The sequence below is a fragment of the Rhodococcus sp. 15-2388-1-1a genome (genome assembly GCF_002259145.1).
Lineage (GTDB): Bacteria > Actinomycetota > Actinomycetes > Mycobacteriales > Mycobacteriaceae > Rhodococcoides.
Map to the genome: position 1 here is coordinate 412248 of NZ_NPFP01000008.1, position 17359 is coordinate 429606.

At 65.6% G+C, this 17359-nt stretch carries 13 protein-coding genes; 7 read left to right on the forward strand and 6 right to left on the reverse strand.

Going from position 1 to position 17359, the window contains the following annotated elements; genetic code table 11:
- Positions 1-6: 6 nt before the first annotated feature.
- Together hflX and CH302_RS06475 are read left to right on the forward strand one after the other, a co-directional pair.
- The gene (hflX, locus tag CH302_RS06470) at positions 7-1557 is read left to right on the forward strand and encodes a GTPase HflX (RefSeq protein ID WP_037189515.1); all 1551 of its coding nucleotides are present in this window, start codon (positions 7-9) and stop codon (positions 1555-1557) included.
- Between the two features lie 5 nt (positions 1558-1562).
- Positions 1563-2654, forward strand: coding sequence for a hypothetical protein (locus tag CH302_RS06475; RefSeq protein WP_037189512.1), 1092 nt, complete (start codon positions 1563-1565; stop codon positions 2652-2654).
- Between the two features lie 30 nt (positions 2655-2684).
- Here the strand turns inward: CH302_RS06475 and CH302_RS06480 are convergent, their stop codons facing one another.
- From CH302_RS06480 to CH302_RS06495, 4 genes are read right to left on the reverse strand one after another with little or no spacing between them, the layout of a single operon-like run.
- A complete protein-coding gene (locus tag CH302_RS06480; RefSeq protein ID WP_032377711.1) occupies positions 2685-2942 on the reverse strand; it encodes an HPr family phosphocarrier protein in 258 nt (85 codons plus the stop codon).
- Positions 2943-2983: 41 nt separating this feature from the next.
- Positions 2984-5041, reverse strand: a complete 2058-nt coding sequence (locus tag CH302_RS06485; RefSeq protein WP_037189509.1) for a PTS fructose transporter subunit IIABC — start codon at positions 5039-5041, stop codon at positions 2984-2986.
- A 9-nt stretch (positions 5042-5050) separates the two neighbouring features.
- Positions 5051-6061: a 1-phosphofructokinase family hexose kinase gene (locus tag CH302_RS06490; protein ID WP_037189506.1), complete on the reverse strand. Its 1011-nt coding sequence runs from the start codon at positions 6059-6061 to the stop codon at positions 5051-5053.
- Positions 6058-6825, reverse strand: coding sequence for a DeoR/GlpR family DNA-binding transcription regulator (locus CH302_RS06495; protein WP_037189503.1), 768 nt, complete (start codon positions 6823-6825; stop codon positions 6058-6060). Before CH302_RS06495 ends, CH302_RS06490 begins: the two co-directional genes overlap by 4 nt.
- A 172-nt stretch (positions 6826-6997) precedes the next feature.
- Here CH302_RS06495 and ptsP point away from each other — a divergent pair, with 172 nt between their 5' ends.
- From ptsP to CH302_RS06510, 3 genes are all read left to right on the forward strand, one after another.
- Positions 6998-8728: a phosphoenolpyruvate--protein phosphotransferase gene (gene ptsP, locus CH302_RS06500; RefSeq protein WP_052047506.1), complete on the forward strand. Its 1731-nt coding sequence runs from the start codon at positions 6998-7000 to the stop codon at positions 8726-8728.
- A 21-nt stretch (positions 8729-8749) separates the two neighbouring features.
- Complete coding sequence (locus CH302_RS06505) at positions 8750-10021, forward strand: uracil-xanthine permease family protein (protein ID WP_176460653.1); 1272 nt, start codon at positions 8750-8752, stop codon at positions 10019-10021.
- 152 nt (positions 10022-10173) lie between these two features.
- Positions 10174-11316 (forward strand): acyl-CoA dehydrogenase family protein, encoded by a 1143-nt coding sequence (locus tag CH302_RS06510; protein WP_037189498.1) that lies wholly within the window; start codon positions 10174-10176, stop codon positions 11314-11316.
- Between the two features lie 78 nt (positions 11317-11394).
- On the opposite strand, the gene lexA is transcribed toward CH302_RS06510, so the two are convergent.
- Positions 11395-12078 (reverse strand): transcriptional repressor LexA, encoded by a 684-nt coding sequence (gene lexA, locus CH302_RS06515; RefSeq protein ID WP_037189497.1) that lies wholly within the window; start codon positions 12076-12078, stop codon positions 11395-11397.
- 385 nt (positions 12079-12463) lie between these two features.
- Here lexA and CH302_RS06520 point away from each other — a divergent pair, with 385 nt between their 5' ends.
- Both CH302_RS06520 and nrdR read left to right on the forward strand, forming a co-directional pair.
- A complete protein-coding gene (locus tag CH302_RS06520; RefSeq protein WP_037189495.1) occupies positions 12464-12874 on the forward strand; it encodes a hypothetical protein in 411 nt (136 codons plus the stop codon).
- A 100-nt stretch (positions 12875-12974) separates the two neighbouring features.
- The gene (nrdR, locus tag CH302_RS06525; protein ID WP_008716872.1) at positions 12975-13439 is read left to right on the forward strand and encodes a transcriptional regulator NrdR; all 465 of its coding nucleotides are present in this window, start codon (positions 12975-12977) and stop codon (positions 13437-13439) included.
- Positions 13440-13451: 12 nt separating this feature from the next.
- On the opposite strand, the gene hrpA is transcribed toward nrdR, so the two are convergent.
- Positions 13452-17348, reverse strand: coding sequence for an ATP-dependent RNA helicase HrpA (hrpA, locus tag CH302_RS06530; protein WP_037189494.1), 3897 nt, complete (start codon positions 17346-17348; stop codon positions 13452-13454).
- Positions 17349-17359 lie beyond the last annotated feature (11 nt).

The following is a 17359-nucleotide window of genomic DNA, read 5'->3' on the forward strand; positions in this document are numbered from 1 at the left end:
GCTCGTATGACGAACTCACATGAAACATCCCCTGCGGGCGAACCGGTCGACGACAGTCGTGACGAGGTCGACGGTGCTCCCGATACCGAATCCGCCTGGACTCGTGAAGAGTCCGACGCGTGGTCGAGGCGACTGGCTCGGTCTCCGCTGAACGACGAGAACTCGCCATCCTCCGGCGACATGCAGCTCGAAGACCGCACCGCGCTTCGTCGAGTGGCCGGACTGTCCACCGAGCTCACCGACGTCACCGAGGTCGAGTACCGGCAGTTGCGCCTCGAACGCGTCGTATTGGTCGGAGTCTGGACGACCGGCACGGCCGCGCAGGCCGAGTCCAGCATGACCGAATTGGCTGCTCTGGCCGAGACCGCCGGCTCGGAGGTACTCGAAGCGCTGATGCAGCGACGCGACAAGCCCGATGCCGCGACGTACATCGGTTCCGGTAAGGCCAAGGAGGTACGCGATATCGTCCTCGCGACCGGTGCCGACACGGTGATCTGCGACGGTGAACTGACGCCTGCTCAGCTCAATGCGCTGGAGAAGGTGGTCAAGGTCAAGGTCATCGACCGCACCGCGCTGATCCTCGACATCTTCGCCCAGCACGCGACCTCGCGAGAAGGCAAGGCGCAGGTCGCCTTCGCGCAGATGGAATACATGTTGCCCAGGCTTCGCGGCTGGGGCGAATCCATGTCGCGGCAGGCCGGTGGACGCGCAGGCAGCAACGGTGGTGTGGGTCTGCGCGGACCGGGTGAGACGAAGATCGAGACCGACCGTCGACGCATCCGTGAGCGAATGGCCAAGCTGCGCCGCGAGATCAAGGGCATGAAGCAGGCCCGCGACACCAAACGCGAACAGCGCCTGAGCGGTACGGTGCCGTCCATCGCGATCGTGGGGTACACGAACGCAGGCAAATCCAGTCTGTTGAATGCGCTGACCGGATCCGGGGTGTTGGTTCAGAACGCATTGTTCGCCACCCTCGATCCCACCACGCGCAAGTCGACGCTCGAAGACGGCCGCGAGATCGTGCTGACCGACACCGTCGGCTTCGTTCGGCATCTGCCGACTCAGTTGGTCGAAGCGTTCCGCTCGACGCTCGAGGAAGTCACCGACGCAGATCTGCTGCTGCACGTGGTCGACGGATCGGATCCTCTTCCTATCGATCAGATCAAGGCCGTGCGCGAGGTGATCACCGAGGTGGTTCGCGAGCAGGATGCGAAGATGCCGCCGGAGTTGTTGGTGGTCAACAAGATCGACGCTGCCGATCCGGTGCAGCTGACCCAGCTGCGCGGACTGCTCGACGGCGCGCGGTTCGTCTCGGCCAAGACCGGCGAGGGCATCGACGCCCTGCGCGATCACTTGGCCGAGATCCTCTCCGAGCCGGACGTGCTGGTCGACGTCCTCGTGCCCTACACGCGTGGTGATCTGGTCGCGCGAATCCACACCGACGGCCGGATCGTGAAATCGACCCATGAGGAAGAGGGCACGCGCGTGGAAGCTCGTGTGCCGCAATCGCTTGCGGCAGCTCTCGTCGAGTTCACGGCGACCGTTCCCAGCGTCTGAACTCGGTGGGGCCACGGCTGGTGGTGTGCGGAGCGGCCGCGGCTGCGGTCGCTACGACGATCGCGTTCTCGGGAACTGCCTTCGCTGCGCCGATCGAGACCGAAACGTACTGTCGACCAACCGATCCTGGCCTCGTCGAGTTGTCGGGGCTGACCTCGATCGACGGGGTCCTCTACGCAATCGGAGACAGCGGAGCCGATGATCGGGTCGCTGTGCTCGGTGCCGACTGCGCCGTCGAGCGATGGATCGACGTTCCCGTCGACCCGTACGACGTGGAGGACCTGACTTCGTACGACGGCTCGCTGTGGTTGGCCGACATCGGCGACAATCAGATGCGCCGCGACACAGTGGCACTGACGCGGATGGACCCGGCATCGGGTGCGGGCGAGCTGTACCGACTGACCTACCCCGACGGCCCGCACGACGCCGAGACGATACTGATCGAGCCCGGTGGTAGGCCGGTGATCGTCACCAAGGAGCTTTCGGGCGTGAGCGGGGTGTACGTACCTGCCGGCGACGAGTCCGTCGCCGATCTGGACAGCCCCGGGCCGACGCCGATGCGCAAGGTCGGAGATCTGGCGTTCACCGCAACGGACACGGTCGGTGGGCCGCCGTTCGTGGTCGGCTCGATTCTGGCGACCGGGGGAGCGGTGAGCGCCGACGGCACCGTCGCCGCGGTGCGCACCTACACCGACGCCTACCTCTTCCGCCCGTCGGACGGGGACATCGCGTCGGCATTGGTCGATCCGACAGCGTCTCGTGCCGTGGTGCCACTGCCCGATCAGCCGCAGGGCGAGGCAGTGGTGTTCACCGACGACGGTTCCTTGCTGATCGCATCCGAGGCAGGATTCGGCCCCACAGAGGCTGCGCTTCCGCCCATTCTGAGGATCCCCGACGCGGTAGCACTCGATATGTCCGCCCCCGAACCCGTTGCCGTGGTTCCGGTATCGCCGACCGTCGTTCCCGAACAGCCGGCGCAGACGCCGACAGCGACGGACTACTCGGAATGGGGATTCCGAGCGGCCGTCGCTGCCGGGGTGGTGCTGATCGTCGGAGCGGTGGGATTCACCGTCCGGCGATCGATGCGTTCTCGTTAGGCGTCGCAGGAGTGGAGCCTGCGGAACGACCTATGCATCCAAGTCTGCTTCGACGAGTGCGACCACCTTGTCGAGTGCTGCCTGGTCGTCGCTGGTGACCGTGACTTCGGTGCCCTTGGTGGCTCCGAGCGTCATGATCATCAGGGCCGAACCTGCATCCACCGGCTCCGAGTCGGCCACTGCGAGGGTGACGTCTACTCCGGCTTCGGCGACGGCGTCGGCGATCAGTGCTGCGGGGCGGGCGTGCAGACCGATCGAGGATCCGACGGCGACTGTGGTGCTGGGCATGGTGCTCCTTCGTAGTGGGGTTGTTGCGATCGTAGCGAGTGTCAGACGGTGGCGAGTGCGGGATCGAGTTCGGCGTCCGACGGGGCGTTCTTACCCTTGACGAACTGCTTGGCCGAGACGACCAGGAACGCGGAGACGATGGTGCCCGCTGCCAGCGAAAGGACGAACCACAGGATGTTGCCGATCGCGAAGAACACGAAGATTCCGCCGTGGGGTGCGCTGAGGGTGACGTCGAACGCCATGATCATCGCGCCGGTCACGGCGCCGCCGGCCATCATCGAGGGGATGACGCGGAACGGATCGGCCGCGGCGAACGGGATTGCGCCCTCGGAGATGAATGCAGCTCCCAGGAACCATGCAGCCTTGCCGTTCTCGCGCTCGGCTTCGGTGAACAGGCGTGCGCGAACGGTCGAGGCGAGTGCCATGGCCAGTGGCGGCACCATTCCTGCGGCCATGACCGCTGCCATGATGCGGAGCGATGCGGTGTCGGTGACCGACAGGCCTGCCGTTGCGAATGCATAGGCTGCCTTGTTGACCGGTCCGCCGAGGTCGAAGCACATCATCAGGCCGAGAATGATGCCGAGGATGATGACCGAGGAACCGCTGAGGCCGTTGAGCCAGTCGGTGAGTCCACTGGTGATCGCGGCGAGGGGCTTGCCGAGCAGCAGGAACATGATTGCGCCGACGATGAGTGTGGCGAACAGCGGAATGATGACGACCGGCATGAGGCCGCGCAGAACTGCGGGGATCTTCCACTTGCTGATCCAGAGTGCGACGAAGCCGGCGATCAGACCACCGACGAGACCGCCGATGAAGCCTGCACCCACCAGAACGGCCACCGCTCCTGCGGTGAATCCTGGTGCCAGACCCGGTCTGTCGGCAATGGCGTAGGAGATGTAGCCGGCCAGTGCGGGCACCAGGAAGCTGAAGGACAGCGCGCCGATCTGGAAGAGCACGGCACCGAGGTAGGCGGCGATTCCACCTTCGGGCAGCGAGGTGATGGAGTTGTTGACGACGATGTCCTCGGCAACTCCGGAGATCTCGTATCCGCCGAGCAGGAAGCCGAGAGCGATCAGCAGACCACCGGCAGCGACGAACGGGATCATGTAGCTGACGCCGGTGAGCAGGATCTGGCGGATGCGAGTGCCCCAGCCGAGTTCACCTGCGGAGTCGTTCGAGCCGGCGGCCACTGCGGTACCTCCGACGCGAGCTGCGTCCGGGTTCAGTGCAGCGCGCAGGGCTTCGGTGAGCATGACGTCGGGCTCGTTGATGGCGCGCTTGACGCCGGAGGAGATCACGGGCTTGCCGGCGAAACGCTCGCGGCCCTTGACGCCCACGTCGGTGGCGAAGATGACTGCTTCGGCTCCGGCGATGATCGAGGGGTCCAGCGGCGTGCTGCCGCTCGAGCCCTGGGTCTCGACGTGAACGGTGACTCCGGCGCGCTCGCCTGCGGCGACGAGCGAGTCGGCAGCCATGTAGGTGTGCGCAATTCCGGTGGGGCAGGCGGTGACTGCGACGATGTGCTTGGGGGCAGTCGACGCCGACGCCTCGGCCGGGGTGGCGGCAGCGCTGTGCTTGGCGGTGGACACAGGGGCTGCTGCTGCCGGAGCCGCCGCGGCGGGCTTTGCAGCGGGGTTGATGACGCCGTCGACGAGCGAGACGATCTCGGCTGCCGAGGACGCGTTGCGCAGCGAGGTGACGAACTCCGGCTTGACCAGTGCGCGCGCCAGGCTCGAGAGCAGCTTCATGTGGGCCGAACCGGCACCGGCCGGCGCTGCGATGAGGAAGACGAGGTCGGCGGGGCCGTCGGGGGCACCGAAATCGACCTTGGGGTTCAGGCGGGCGAAGCCGAGCGAAGCGCTCGTGACCGCTTCGGAGCGGCAGTGCGGGATGGCGATTCCGCCGGGCAGGCCTGTTGCCGACTGCGCTTCGCGGGCCAGAGCGGCGTCGCGCAGACCATCGGTCTCGGTTGCGCGACCCGCGGAAGCCAGAACGCCTGCGAGGCGTTCGATGACGGCTTCCTTGGATTCGCCGAGATCGGCGTCGAGGAGGATCAGATCCTCGGCGATGATCTGCTGATCTTCGGTGGGGGTGGACATTGCAGACTCCTAGAGACGATTCGAAGAAGGGGAGAGCGTGGATTGGGTGACGGACGTGGGGATGTCGAGCGCACGGACCGTCACCGAATTCGGGTGGGTCTGCTCGGGCAGTGGAAGCGTGGTGCCTGGAAGCGCGGTGGCTGCCGTTCCGTAGGCGACGGCGCGGCGAAGTTTGTCTGCGTCGGAGCAGTTCTCGGCATCGGCGAGGATGTAGCCGGCGAGCGAGGAATCGCCTGCGCCGACCGTGCTGACCGCGGTGATCGGGGGCGGGCTGGCGTACCAGGAACCGTCCTCGGTGACCAGTACGGCTCCGGCACTGCCGAGAGTGGCCAGTACCGCGCCGACGCCTCGGCCGAGAAGGATTGTGCTGGCGGCGATTGCGGCAGTGGGGTCACCCTGTGCTGCAGCGCTTTCCAGCTCCTCGGAATCGTAGCCGGTCAGTTGGGCAAGTTCCTCGGAATTGGGTTTTATCAAGTCCGGAGCAGATGCCGGGAACGCCGACGCGAGAGCGAGGAGCGGCTCGTCGGAGGTGTCGACGGCGACCTTCGCAGAGGTGGCCCGCAGTGCAACGACGAGCTCGGCGTACCAGTCGAGGGGCAGACCGGGCGGAAGCGAACCGGAGAGCACCACCCATTCGGCATCGACTGCGAGAGAAAGGATTCGCTCCCGCAGCTCGGCGCGGGTCTGTTCCGACACCGTCGCACCGGGCTCGTTGATCTTGGTGGTGGTGCCACCGACCTCGCTCACCGTGATGTTGGTCCGTGCCGGCCCCGACGTCGGAACCGCGGAATACCGCACTCCCTTCGCGGCCATCGCGTCGAGCAGGGGGTCGCCGACGTTGGCAGGGAGAACGGCCAACGCCTCGACTCCCGATCCACCGAGGACGCGAGCGACGTTGACGCCCTTGCCGCCCGGATCGGTGGCCGACGTCGATGCCCGGTGTACTCCACCGCGGACGAGCGGTGCGTCGAGTGTGACCGTGCGGTCCATGCTCGGGTTGGCCGTGAGTGTGACCATCATGCGATCACCACCTCGATTCCTTTGTCGCTGAGATTCTTACGGTCGTTTGTCGAGATGTCGCTGTCGGTGACGATGACGTCGATGGATCCAACTCGGGCGAAGCTCACCAGATGCTCGCGGCCGATCTTCGACGAATCTGCGAGCACCACAACATGATTGGCCGCTTCGACCATGGCACGTTTGACCGCTGCCTCGTCACTGTCGGGTGTGGACAATCCGTGTCCGACGCTGATGGCATTGGTGCCGATGAACGCCACGTCCACGCGGAGCCATTCGAGGGCGCTCAGAGCTTCGTCGCCGACGGCGGCCTGGGTGGTACCGCGTACACGCCCGCCGAGCAATCGCAGGCTGACGTTCGACATCGTCGCGGCGCGAGCGGCGATCGGGACCGAGTTCGTCACCAACGTCAGCTCACGATCGTGGGGAAGCAAACCGGCGAGCCGGCCCGTTGTGGTGCCGGCATCGAACACGGCGCTACCGCCGACCGGAGGCAGGAAGGACAACGCCGCGGCTGCGATCGCGTCCTTCTGATCCGCGCGGGTGAACTCTCGCTCCGAGACGCCGGGCTCGAGTGTGGTCAGTGCGGATGCGGGTACTGCTCCACCGTGGACGCGACGGACGACTCCCATTCGGTCGAGAGTGGCGAGGTCGCGCCGCACGGTTTCGGTGGTGACGCCGTACGTGGCGGACAGATCGTTGACGGAGACGCGGCCGTGCGTACTGATCAGTTCGGCAATCGCGTGCTGTCGTTCTTCGGCGTACACCTGCGTCTCCTTCCCGGTTGATGTTGCTTTATGTTGTTTTACGCCCGTGTGTGTTGACATGTCAAGGCTTTGGAGTAATCTCGGTCACAACACAGGCAAGCGATTGAGTGCGCCACAGCTCGCAGAACAGATGCGATGACCTTTTGTTCACGCAGGATTCGAGGAGGATCACATGACGGGATCGGTTAGCACCGCGTCGACCGGACACGCAGACACGACAGTCGACGCTGCCGGGACCGGAGCAGCGCAGACGACACTGCGCGGCACGCCCGTCGTGCCCGGTGTCGGATACGGTCCCGTCATTCGTCCCGGTGCCCGTCCGTCCATTCCCGCCGATACCGGCGAGGTTGCCGAGGCCGATCGGGAGTCGGAGAAGGCTGTGTTCGATGCCGCGGCAAACGCCGTCGCCACCCGATTGCGCGGCCGCGCAGAACTCGCGACCGGCGCTGCGTCGGAGGTTCTGTCCGCCAACGCCGCGATGGCAACCGATCGCGGGTGGCTCGGTGCCGCTCGCTCCTCGATCGCCAAGGGCAGTTCTGCCGTCACCGCAACCGCTGCGGCCACGGAGAAATTCGCTGCCATGTTCACCCAACTCGGCGGTCTGATGGCCGAGCGAGTGACAGACCTACGCGACATCCGCGACCGCGTCATCGCCGAGATCCTGGGTGTTCCGGAGCCCGGTGTTCCCGTGCCGGACGAACCGTCGATCCTGTTCGCGGACGACCTTGCGCCGGCCGACACCGCGGGCCTCGATCCCACCCTGATCGTCGGACTGGCGACCTCGCTCGGAGGTCCGACCAGCCACACCGCGATCATCGCCCGCCAGCTCGGCATCCCGTGCATCGTCGCCGTGGCAGGGCTCGACGACATCGCTGCCGGTACGAACGCATCGGTCGACGGAACCAGCGGCCGCATCGACCTCGAACCCGATGCCGACTCGGCCCGCGCTGCCGTCGTGTCTGCCCGCGACGAGCTCGACCGGGTATCGCAGTGGGTCGGTCCCGGTACCACCGCCGACGGCCATGCAGTCGACATTCTCGCCAACGTCCAGGACGGTGCCGGTGCTCGCGCAGCGCGGTCCAGCGCAGCGGACGGCGTCGGACTGTTTCGTACCGAACTGTGCTTCCTCGACCGCGACTCCGAACCCACCGTCGACGAGCAGGCCGAGATCTACGCCCAGGTACTCGACGCGTTCGCAGGCAAGAAGGTCGTCGTGCGGACTCTCGACGCCGGCTCGGACAAGCCGCTGAGGTTCGCCACCCATCCCGACGAGGCCAATCCGGCCCTCGGCATTCGCGGCATCCGTATCGCCGAGGCCGACCGCGGGATTCTGTACCGCCAACTCGACGGCATCGCAGCAGCCGCGAAGGCGACCGATTCCTCCCCGTGGGTGATGGCTCCGATGATCGCAACCGCGCTGGAGGCGAAGGATTTCGCCGCCGACGTCCGTGAACGAGGACTGACGCCCGGTGTCATGATCGAGGTGCCCGCAGCCGCGCTCCTCGCCGAGCACATCCTCGAGCACGTGGACTTCCTGTCCATCGGCACCAACGACCTGGCGCAGTACACGATGGCCGCCGACCGCATGTCTGCACAGCTCGCCGGTCTCACCGATCCGTGGCAGCCGGCCGTGCTGGCACTGGTGGCCCACACCGCTGCCGCGGGTGCCAAGGCAGGCAAGCCGGTCGGAGTCTGCGGCGAGGCCGCTGCCGATCCACTGCTGGCCTGTGTGTTGGTCGGGCTCGGCATCACCTCTCTGTCTGCAGCGTCGGCCGCCGTCGCGCATGTGGGTTCCAAATTGGCCACGGTCACGCTTGCTCAGTGCAAGGAAGCGGCCGCCGCAGCGCTGAAAACGGACAGCACCGCCGCTGCCCGTGAGGCAGTGAGCGCGATCCTCGGCTGACGCAATAGTCTTTTTCCCATCATGAGAAATCTGGGTTGGGCGCTGCACGGAAACGGAAAGACCGTCGAGGCCGGAGCGGTGGTGGCACCGGACGAGCGATTGACGTGGCCGCGCACCGTCGGCATCGGGATGCAGCACGTCGTCGCCATGTTCGGTGCCACGTTGCTCGTTCCGACGATCACCGGCTTCCCGGTGTCGACGACTCTGCTGTTCTCGGGCATCGGAACGGTGCTGTTCCTGATCATCACCCGGGGGCGGGTGCCGAGCTACCTCGGATCGTCCTTCGCATTCCTGGCTCCGCTCGGTGCCACCCAGGCGAACGGCCCGGCCGCGCAGCTCGGTGCCGTTCTGTGCGTCGGTCTCGTGCTCGCGGCCATCGGCGTCGTGGTCAAGATCGCCGGTCGGCGCGTACTCGACGCCGCCATGCCGCCCGTGGTGACCGGTGCCGTGGTCGTGTTGATCGGGCTGAATCTGGCCCCGGCCGCGACGACGTCGTTCGAGGCGCAGCCGCTCATCGCCGCAGTCACGCTGGTCGCCATCCTGTTGGCCACGGCGATCGGACCCGGACTGCTCGGGCGACTGGGAATTCTGGTCGGTGTCGTCGTCGGTTGGGTGTTCGCCGCTGTCACCGGCGGAATCGCGCAACCACGCCTCGACGCGCTGAGCGCGGCGAACTGGATCGGCCTGCCCGAGTTCCGTGGACCGTCGTTCGAGCTGTCGGTGATCCTGGTGGCGCTACCGGTGGTGATCGTCCTGGTCGCCGAGAACGTCGGACACGTCAAGGCCGTCGCGGCGATGACCGGCAAGAACCTCGACGACGTGGCCGGTGACGCACTGATCGCCGACGGGTTGGCGACCACCCTGGCCGGAGCCGCCGGTGGCTCGGGCACCACCACGTACGCCGAGAACATCGGGGTCATGGCCGCCACCCGCGTCTATTCGACGGCCGCGTACTGGGTCGCGGCCTTCACTGCGATAGTGCTCGCGTTCTCGCCCAAGTTCGGAGCCCTGATCTTCACCGTGCCCGACGGCGTCATCGGGGGAGCAACCCTGGTGCTGTACGGACTCATCGGGCTACTGGGCGTTCGTATCTGGACCGACGCGAAGGTCGACTTCACCGATCCGGTCAATCTCATGGTCGTTGCTGCGGCGCTCGTCGCCGGCATCGGTGACCTGACACTGGCTGTCGGATCGGTCGAGCTCGGCGGTATCGCGTGGGGTTCGGTCGGCATCCTCGTCGGCTACCCGATCGTCTCGGCGCTCGCGAGGAGTGCAGGCAAACGAGGTCGTTAGCGGGGTCGGTCACGGATCGCGCGCGTTTTGGTCATCGACCGCCTCGACACCGCGGACGTAGTGTTTGCCTGTGACGTCAGTCGTACCGGCGACCGAGATCCGTAGAGATTTCGCGTGGTCGCTGTCGGTATGCACCGAACAAGGAGACATTCGTGGAACGCACACTTTTCGAGCCCGAGCACGAGCTGTTCCGGGAGTCGTACCGGAAATTTCTCGATCAGCACGTGGCACCGAACCACGCGAAGTGGGAAGAGCAGAACATCGTCGATCGCGGTGTCTGGGTCGAGGCCGGTAAGCAGGGCTTCCTCGGAACGGCAGCGCCCGAGGAATTCGGCGGCGGCGGAGTCAAGGACTTTCGCTACAACGCCATCGTCACCGAGGAAACCACTCGCGGCGGCTACAGCGGCATCGGCTTCACCCTGCACAACGACGTCGTCGCGCCGTACTTGATCGAGCTGGCCAACGACGAGCAGAAGCAGCGTTGGCTCCCCGGATTCTGTTCGGGTGAGCTGATCACCGCGATCGCCATGACCGAGCCGGGTACCGGAAGCGACCTGCAGGGCATCAAGACCAAGGCCGTTCGCGACGGCGACGACTGGGTATTGAACGGCTCGAAGACGTTCATCACCAACGGAATCAACGCCGATCTGATCATCGTCGTAGCCTGCACCGACCCCGAGAAGGGTGCCCAGGGCTTCAGCCTGCTGGTCGTCGAGCGCGACATGCCCGGTTTCGAGCGTGGCCGCAATCTCGACAAGATCGGTATGAAGGCCCAGGACACAGCCGAACTCAGCTTCACCGACGTTCGCGTGCCCGCGGCCAACCTGCTCGGTGAAGAAGGCATGGGCTTCATCTACCTCATGCAGAATCTTCCTCAGGAACGGCTCTCGATCGCTGTTGTCGCCGCTGCGGCCATGGAATCTGCGCTGGACATGACGATCCAGTACTGCCGCGATCGCAAGGCCTTCGGAAAGTCGATCGGCAAGTTCCAGAACACCCGATTCGTGTTGGCGGAGTTGGCGACCGAGACCACCGCCACCCGCATCATGGTGGACAAGTTCATCGAACTGCTCAACGCGGGCACCCTGACCGTCCAGGAAGCCGCGATGGCGAAATGGTGGACCACCGAGAATCAGGTCAAACTGATCGACCGGTGCCTGCAGCTGCACGGCGGCTACGGCTACATGAAGGAATACCCGATCGCCAAGGCGTACATGGATTCTCGTGTGCAGACCATCTACGGCGGCACCACAGAAATCATGAAGGAGATCATCGGCCGCGGATTGAATCTGTGATCCGCTGATCCGAAGAACACGCGAAGGGCCGCAGCACACTGTGCTGCGGCCCTTCGCGTGTGTCTTCGGTGACGATCCCTACAGCTTGCGCATCACGGTGACGACCTTGCCGAGGATCGCGGCGTTGTTGCCCGGAATCGGCTCGAACAGCGGGTTGTGCGGCAGCAGCCACACCTCGCCCTTGGACCGCTTGAACGTCTTGACGGTGGCCTCGCCGTCGATCATCGCAGCGACGATGTCGCCGTTGTCGGCCACGGACTGCTGACGAACCACCACCCAGTCACCGTCGCAGATGGCCGCATCGATCATCGACTCGCCGACCACCTTCAGCAGAAACAGCGAACCCTGACCGACCAGCTCGCGGGGGAGTGGGAACACGTCCTCGACGGCTTCCTCGGCCAGGATGGGACCGCCTGCGGCGATCCGGCCCAGTACCGGAACGAACGTCGGGGTCGGCAACCGATCCTGTTCCTCGGACGCCGACGAACCGTCGACCGCGGCGGCAGCCTGATCGGCCTGCACCTCGTCGAGACCGCGGACGTCGACGGCTCGGGGACGGTTGGCGTCGCGCCTGAGGAAGCCCTTGCGTTCGAGGGTGCGCAGCTGGTGGGCAACGGAGGAGGTCGAGGTCAGACCGACCGCGTCTCCGATCTCCCGGATGCTCGGCGGGTAGCCGCGCTCGGTGACCGACGCGCGAATGACCTCGAGTACCTTCCGCTGCCGCTCGGTCAGACCCGCACTGATATCGGTGCCGACCTCCATGGCCTTGGAGGTCGGTTCCGCGGCCGGCTTTCCCGCCGCGGCCTTGGTGGCGGTCGCCTTGGCTCCGGTCGTCCTGGAACCCGTCGTCGTGGAACGCGTGGTCGACCTCGTCGAGGTCTCGTCCTTCATGCTGTCGGCCTCCTGCTGGTGTCCTGGGATCCGGTCTGCGTGGTAGGTCTGCGCGGACTGGAGTTGATGGTGTCGACTCGTGTGGCGTGTGGTTTCTGACACGAATCTAGCGTGTATCAGCTGTTGAATCAAACATCTGTTCGACTCGTGTCGCGTTTTCTGCAGACTTTGTCGGAGGCTCGTGATAGAACTTCGAACAAGCGTCCATCGAACGCCTGATCGAACAATCGATCCAACGAGCGAAGTCGAGGTTCCGATGACCATCATCACCGATCGCCCCACCGCCGCCGGTGTCCGTGCCCGGTCCACTGTCGTCGAGCGTCGTCGCCGGGCGCGTCCCGTTCTGCAGAGTCCCATCGGGATGCACGGCGTCACGGCACCCCGTACGCAGAGCGCACCGTGCCTTCCGGTCCTCGATCCGTCGTGGACCGACGTCACCGATCGCGAGGAGGCCGATCGCGAGTTCGACGCGACCTCCGCGCACTTCGCGGGCCAGCCGGTTCGGCTGCGATCGCTCGTGCTGACGGTGTTGGCGGTCCTGGTCGTCGCAGGTGGCCTGATCGGCATCGCGAACCTGCGGGCGGCTGCTCCCGATGCAGGTGCGCAGCCGGTCGGTGTGGTGGAAGTGCACGACGGAGCTCTCGTCGAGTACACGCCCGGCAGATGACCACCGGCCCCGTCGGGTTCGCGAGGACTGAGTATCCTCGACAGACTGCCCCGATGTGCGTGCTCGTCGTCGGAGCATCGGCTACGACGGAGGACCCCTCATGCATTGCCCGTTCTGCAGGCATCCCGACTCACGCGTGGTCGACTCGCGTGAGATGGACGAGGGCCAAGCAATCCGGCGTCGTCGCTCCTGCCCGGAGTGCGGCCGTCGATTCACCACCGTCGAGGCCGCAGTGCTCGCGGTCGTGAAGCGCAGCGGCGTGACCGAGCCGTTCAGCCGCGAAAAGGTCGTCAAAGGAGTCCGACGCGCCTGCCAGGGCAGAGACGTCGACAACGACGCGCTGAACCTGCTGGCGCAGCAGGTCGAGGACGCCATCCGTGCCGCGGGATCCGCGGAGATCCCCAGCAACGAAGTGGGGTTGGCCATTCTCGGTCCGCTCCGTGATCTCGACGAAGTGGCCTACCTGCGCTTTGCTTCGGTCTACCGCTCGTTCAGTTCGGCCGAGGACTTCGAGAAAGAGATCCACGAACTGCGCAAGCACCGCGAGTCCGCCGACATCGACTGACAATTCCGTCCGTCAGCGACTCTGGTCCGAGATCGCCTTCTCGATGCGCTTCTCCGAGACCGGATACGCCGTACGAATGCCTTGGGCGAACAATCCCACCCGCAACTCCTCGATCATCCAGAACAGTTCCTGTACCCCGGAACTGTTCTTTCTGCTTTCCGGAAGCGAATCCAACAGTCGTCCGTACGACGCGTACACCCGATCGAGTACATCCATCGCCGCCGCATCACGGCCCGCGCTGCTCGGCAGGGTTGCCAAACGCTTCGTCGCAGCCGCGAGGTAGCGCGGTAGGTCTGCCAATCTGCGAGAACCGAACTCGGTGACGAACCCGCGAAAGATCAAGCCGTCGAGCTGTTCCCGAACATCGTCGGCCGGCTCACCCGAGGAGGACTGGAGTTGCGCGGACAGTGCCAGGGCAGCGGTCAGCACAGGGCGAACCAGGGCGAGCACCGCGGCGGTGCGCTGCGGAACCTCCGCGTGGACGAGCGCCCTGAGCTTGTCGAAAGCCTCGGGATCTCGAACCGGTCCACCGTGCGCATCCATTGCCTCCTCGACCGCGAGAACCCGGCATTCCTCGAGGAGCGGATCGACTCCGCCGTACGGATTCTGGCCGAGGGCAAGACGTTCGGCGGTCGGCAGCCCGGCCAGCAGTGCCTTGGTTCCCTTCGGTGCCGTCGACAGCAGCAGAGCTCTGGTTCCCGACCTCATCGCTGCTCGCTGTTGGGCGGGGGTGCTCAGGACTCGAACCGCGACGCCCGGTCCTTCCGGCACCAACGCCGGGTACCCGGTGACCTTCTGTCCGCCCACATCACGGGTGACGGTCGACTCCAACCGCCCCAGAGTGCTCGAGGTCCATGCCAGGGACGGCGCACGCTCCGCGTCACCGACCGCGCTCGCGACCTGGCGACCGACCTCCCCGGACAATCCGGTGCGTAGAGCAGCGAGATCTTTGTTGCTGCCCAACACCTTTCCGGACGGATCGACGGCCGCGAACGTCATCTTCAGGTGCTCGGGCAGTGCCGCACCATCGAAGTCCTTCGCAGTGATGTGGCACTGCGCAGCCCGCGAGAGTTCACGTGCCAGGGCCGTCATCAGGGTTTCCGCGCGTGGCTTCATGACGGCCAACGCCGCGGCGGCGAAGTCCGGTGCCGGAACGACATTGCGCCGCAAGGCTTTCGGCAGTGTCTTGATCAGTGCCGTGACCAGCTCCAGTCGCATCCCGGGAACCAGCCAGTCGAAGCCCACCGGCTGTACCTGAGCGAGGAGGGCAATCGGAATCCGCGCGGTGACACCGTCGGCCGCAGTGCCGGGCTCGAACTGATAGGTCAGGGGGAATTGGATCTCGCCCTGTCGCCATGCGTCGGGATATGCACCGGTGAGGACGGAGGCCGCGTCGGAGTTGACGACGGTGTCGGTGGTGAAGTCGAGCAGGTGCGGGTCCTGTCTGCGGGCCTTCTTCCACCAGGTGTCGAAGTGCCGTGCCGAGACGGCCTCCGGGGCGATGCGGGCGTCGTAGAAGTCGAACAGAGCGTCGTCGTCGACGACGATGTCGCGCCGTCGAGCGCGATGCTCGAGTTCGCCGACGTCGTCGAGCAGCGCCCTGTTCTTGTGGAAGAAGGCATGCTGGGTCTTCCATTCGCCCTCCACCAGCGCGTGTCTGATGAACAACTCCCGCGACGCCTCGGGGTCGATGCGGTGGTAATTCACCGGGCGTTGCGTCACCAGGGGAATGCCGTACAGCGTCACTCGTTCGTAGGCCATCGCCGATTCACGCTTGATCGACCAATGCGGTTCCGAGTAGGTCCGCTTGACCAGGTGGGGTGCGAGTCGTTCGGCCCATTCCGGTTCGATGCGGGCGGCCATGCGGCCCCACAGGCGTCCGGTCTCGACCAGTTCGGCGGCCATGACCCAGCGCGGCGGCTTCTTGAACAGACCCGAGCCCGGGAAGATTGCGAAGTGCGCACCGCGCGCGCCGAGGAACTCGCGCTTGTCACCCTCCCTGAGCCCGACGTGCGAGAGCAATCCGGACAGCAGCGACTGATGCAGGGCGGTCTCGGTGGAGTCGGCGTCGGGCACCGTCCACCCGAGCCCGCGGGTGATCTGACGCAGTTGGCCGTGCAGATCCTGCCACTCACGAATGCGAAGGTAGTGCAGGAACTCGGTTCGGCACATGCGTCGGAACTGGTTGGAGGACAACTCGTTCCGTTGCTCTCGCAGATAGGTCCACAACTTCACGTACGCGAGGAAGTCCGAGTTCTCCACCGCGAAACGCGCATGCTTCTCGTCCGCCGCCTGCTGATGCTCGGCGGGTCGCTCCCGAACATCCTGAATGGACAGCGCCGCCACGACCACCAGCGCGTCGCGAAGAGAGCCGTTGCCGTTGGCCTCGACCAGCATCCGAGCCATCCGAGGATCGACCGGCAGCGCCGAGAGCTCCCGGCCGATCGGGGTCAGTTCTGCAGTGCCCTCCTTGGTGGCCGGCTTCAGCGCCCCGAGTTCTTCGAGCAGCCCGATGCCGTCTCTGATGCTGCGCGGATCGGGCGGTTCGACGAAAGGGAACGCGTCGATCTTGCCCAGCCCGAGGGCGGTCATCTGCAGGATGACCGACGCCAGGTTGGTACGCAGAATCTCCGGCTCGGTGAACTGCGGCCGCGACTCGAAATCCTCCTCGGAATACAACCGGATGCAGATACCGTCGGCCACGCGGCCACAGCGGCCGGCCCGCTGCCGCGCCGATGCCTGTGAGATCGGTTCGATGGGGAGGCGTTGAACCTTGGTGCGCAACGAGTATCGCGAGATGCGGGCCGTACCCGGGTCCACCACGTAGCGGATGCCGGGGACAGTCAGCGATGTTTCCGCAACGTTCGTCGACAGCACCACGCGTCGGCCCGAGTGTGGTGAGAACACTCGATGCTGTTCGGCCGCAGAGAGTCTCGCGTACAGCGGAACGATCTCGGTGTTGCGGAGGTTGCGGTCGTTCAGAGCATCGGCGGTGTCGCGAATCTCGCGTTCACCGGACAGGAACACCAGAATGTCCCCGTCGCCCTCGGCCATCAGTTCGTCGACCGCCTGACAGGTCGCGTCGACGGGGTCGAGATCGATCGTCGTGTCTCCGGCATCGACGGTCAATGGCCGATAGCGCATCTCGACCGGGAACGTGCGGCCCGAGACCTCGATGATCGGCGCGGGCACGCCGTCCCGCGCGAAATGCTGGGCGAACCGTTCGGGATCGATCGTCGCCGAGGTGATGACGATCTTCAGGTCAGGACGTCGGGGGAGAAGCTGCGCGAGGTAGCCGAGGATGAAGTCGATGTTGAGACTGCGTTCGTGGGCCTCGTCGATGATCAGGGTGTCGTACTGGCGCAGCAGTCTGTCTCGCTGGATCTCCGCCAGCAGGATGCCGTCGGTCATCAGCTTGACGAGCGTCGAATCCGAGGACTGATCGGTGAATCTCACCTTGTAGCCGATGGATTCACCCAGGGGTTCGCCGACTTCCTCGGCGATGCGCTCGGCCACCGTGCGCGCTGCGAGCCTGCGCGGTTGGGTGTGACCGATCGACCCGCGAATTCCGCGACCGAGTGCGAGACAGATCTTCGGAATCTGAGTGGTCTTACCCGAGCCGGTCTCACCGGCGACGATGACGACCTGATGTTCGGCGATGGCGGCAGCGATGTCGTCCTTGCGGAGACTGACCGGAAGCGACTCGGGAAACTCGAGGGTCGGCACCGCGGCCCGGCGGTTGGCCACAACCGTCTCGGCACGGGCGACATCGCGTTCGAGGGCTGCGAACGCGTCGTCGGTGCGGGCCTTGTCCAATCGACGCCGCAGCCGGTTCTCGTCGCGGATGGTGACGTCTGCCAGACGTGTGGCGAGAGATTTTCGCTGACCGGACGGATTCGAGGTAGACATACTCACATCAG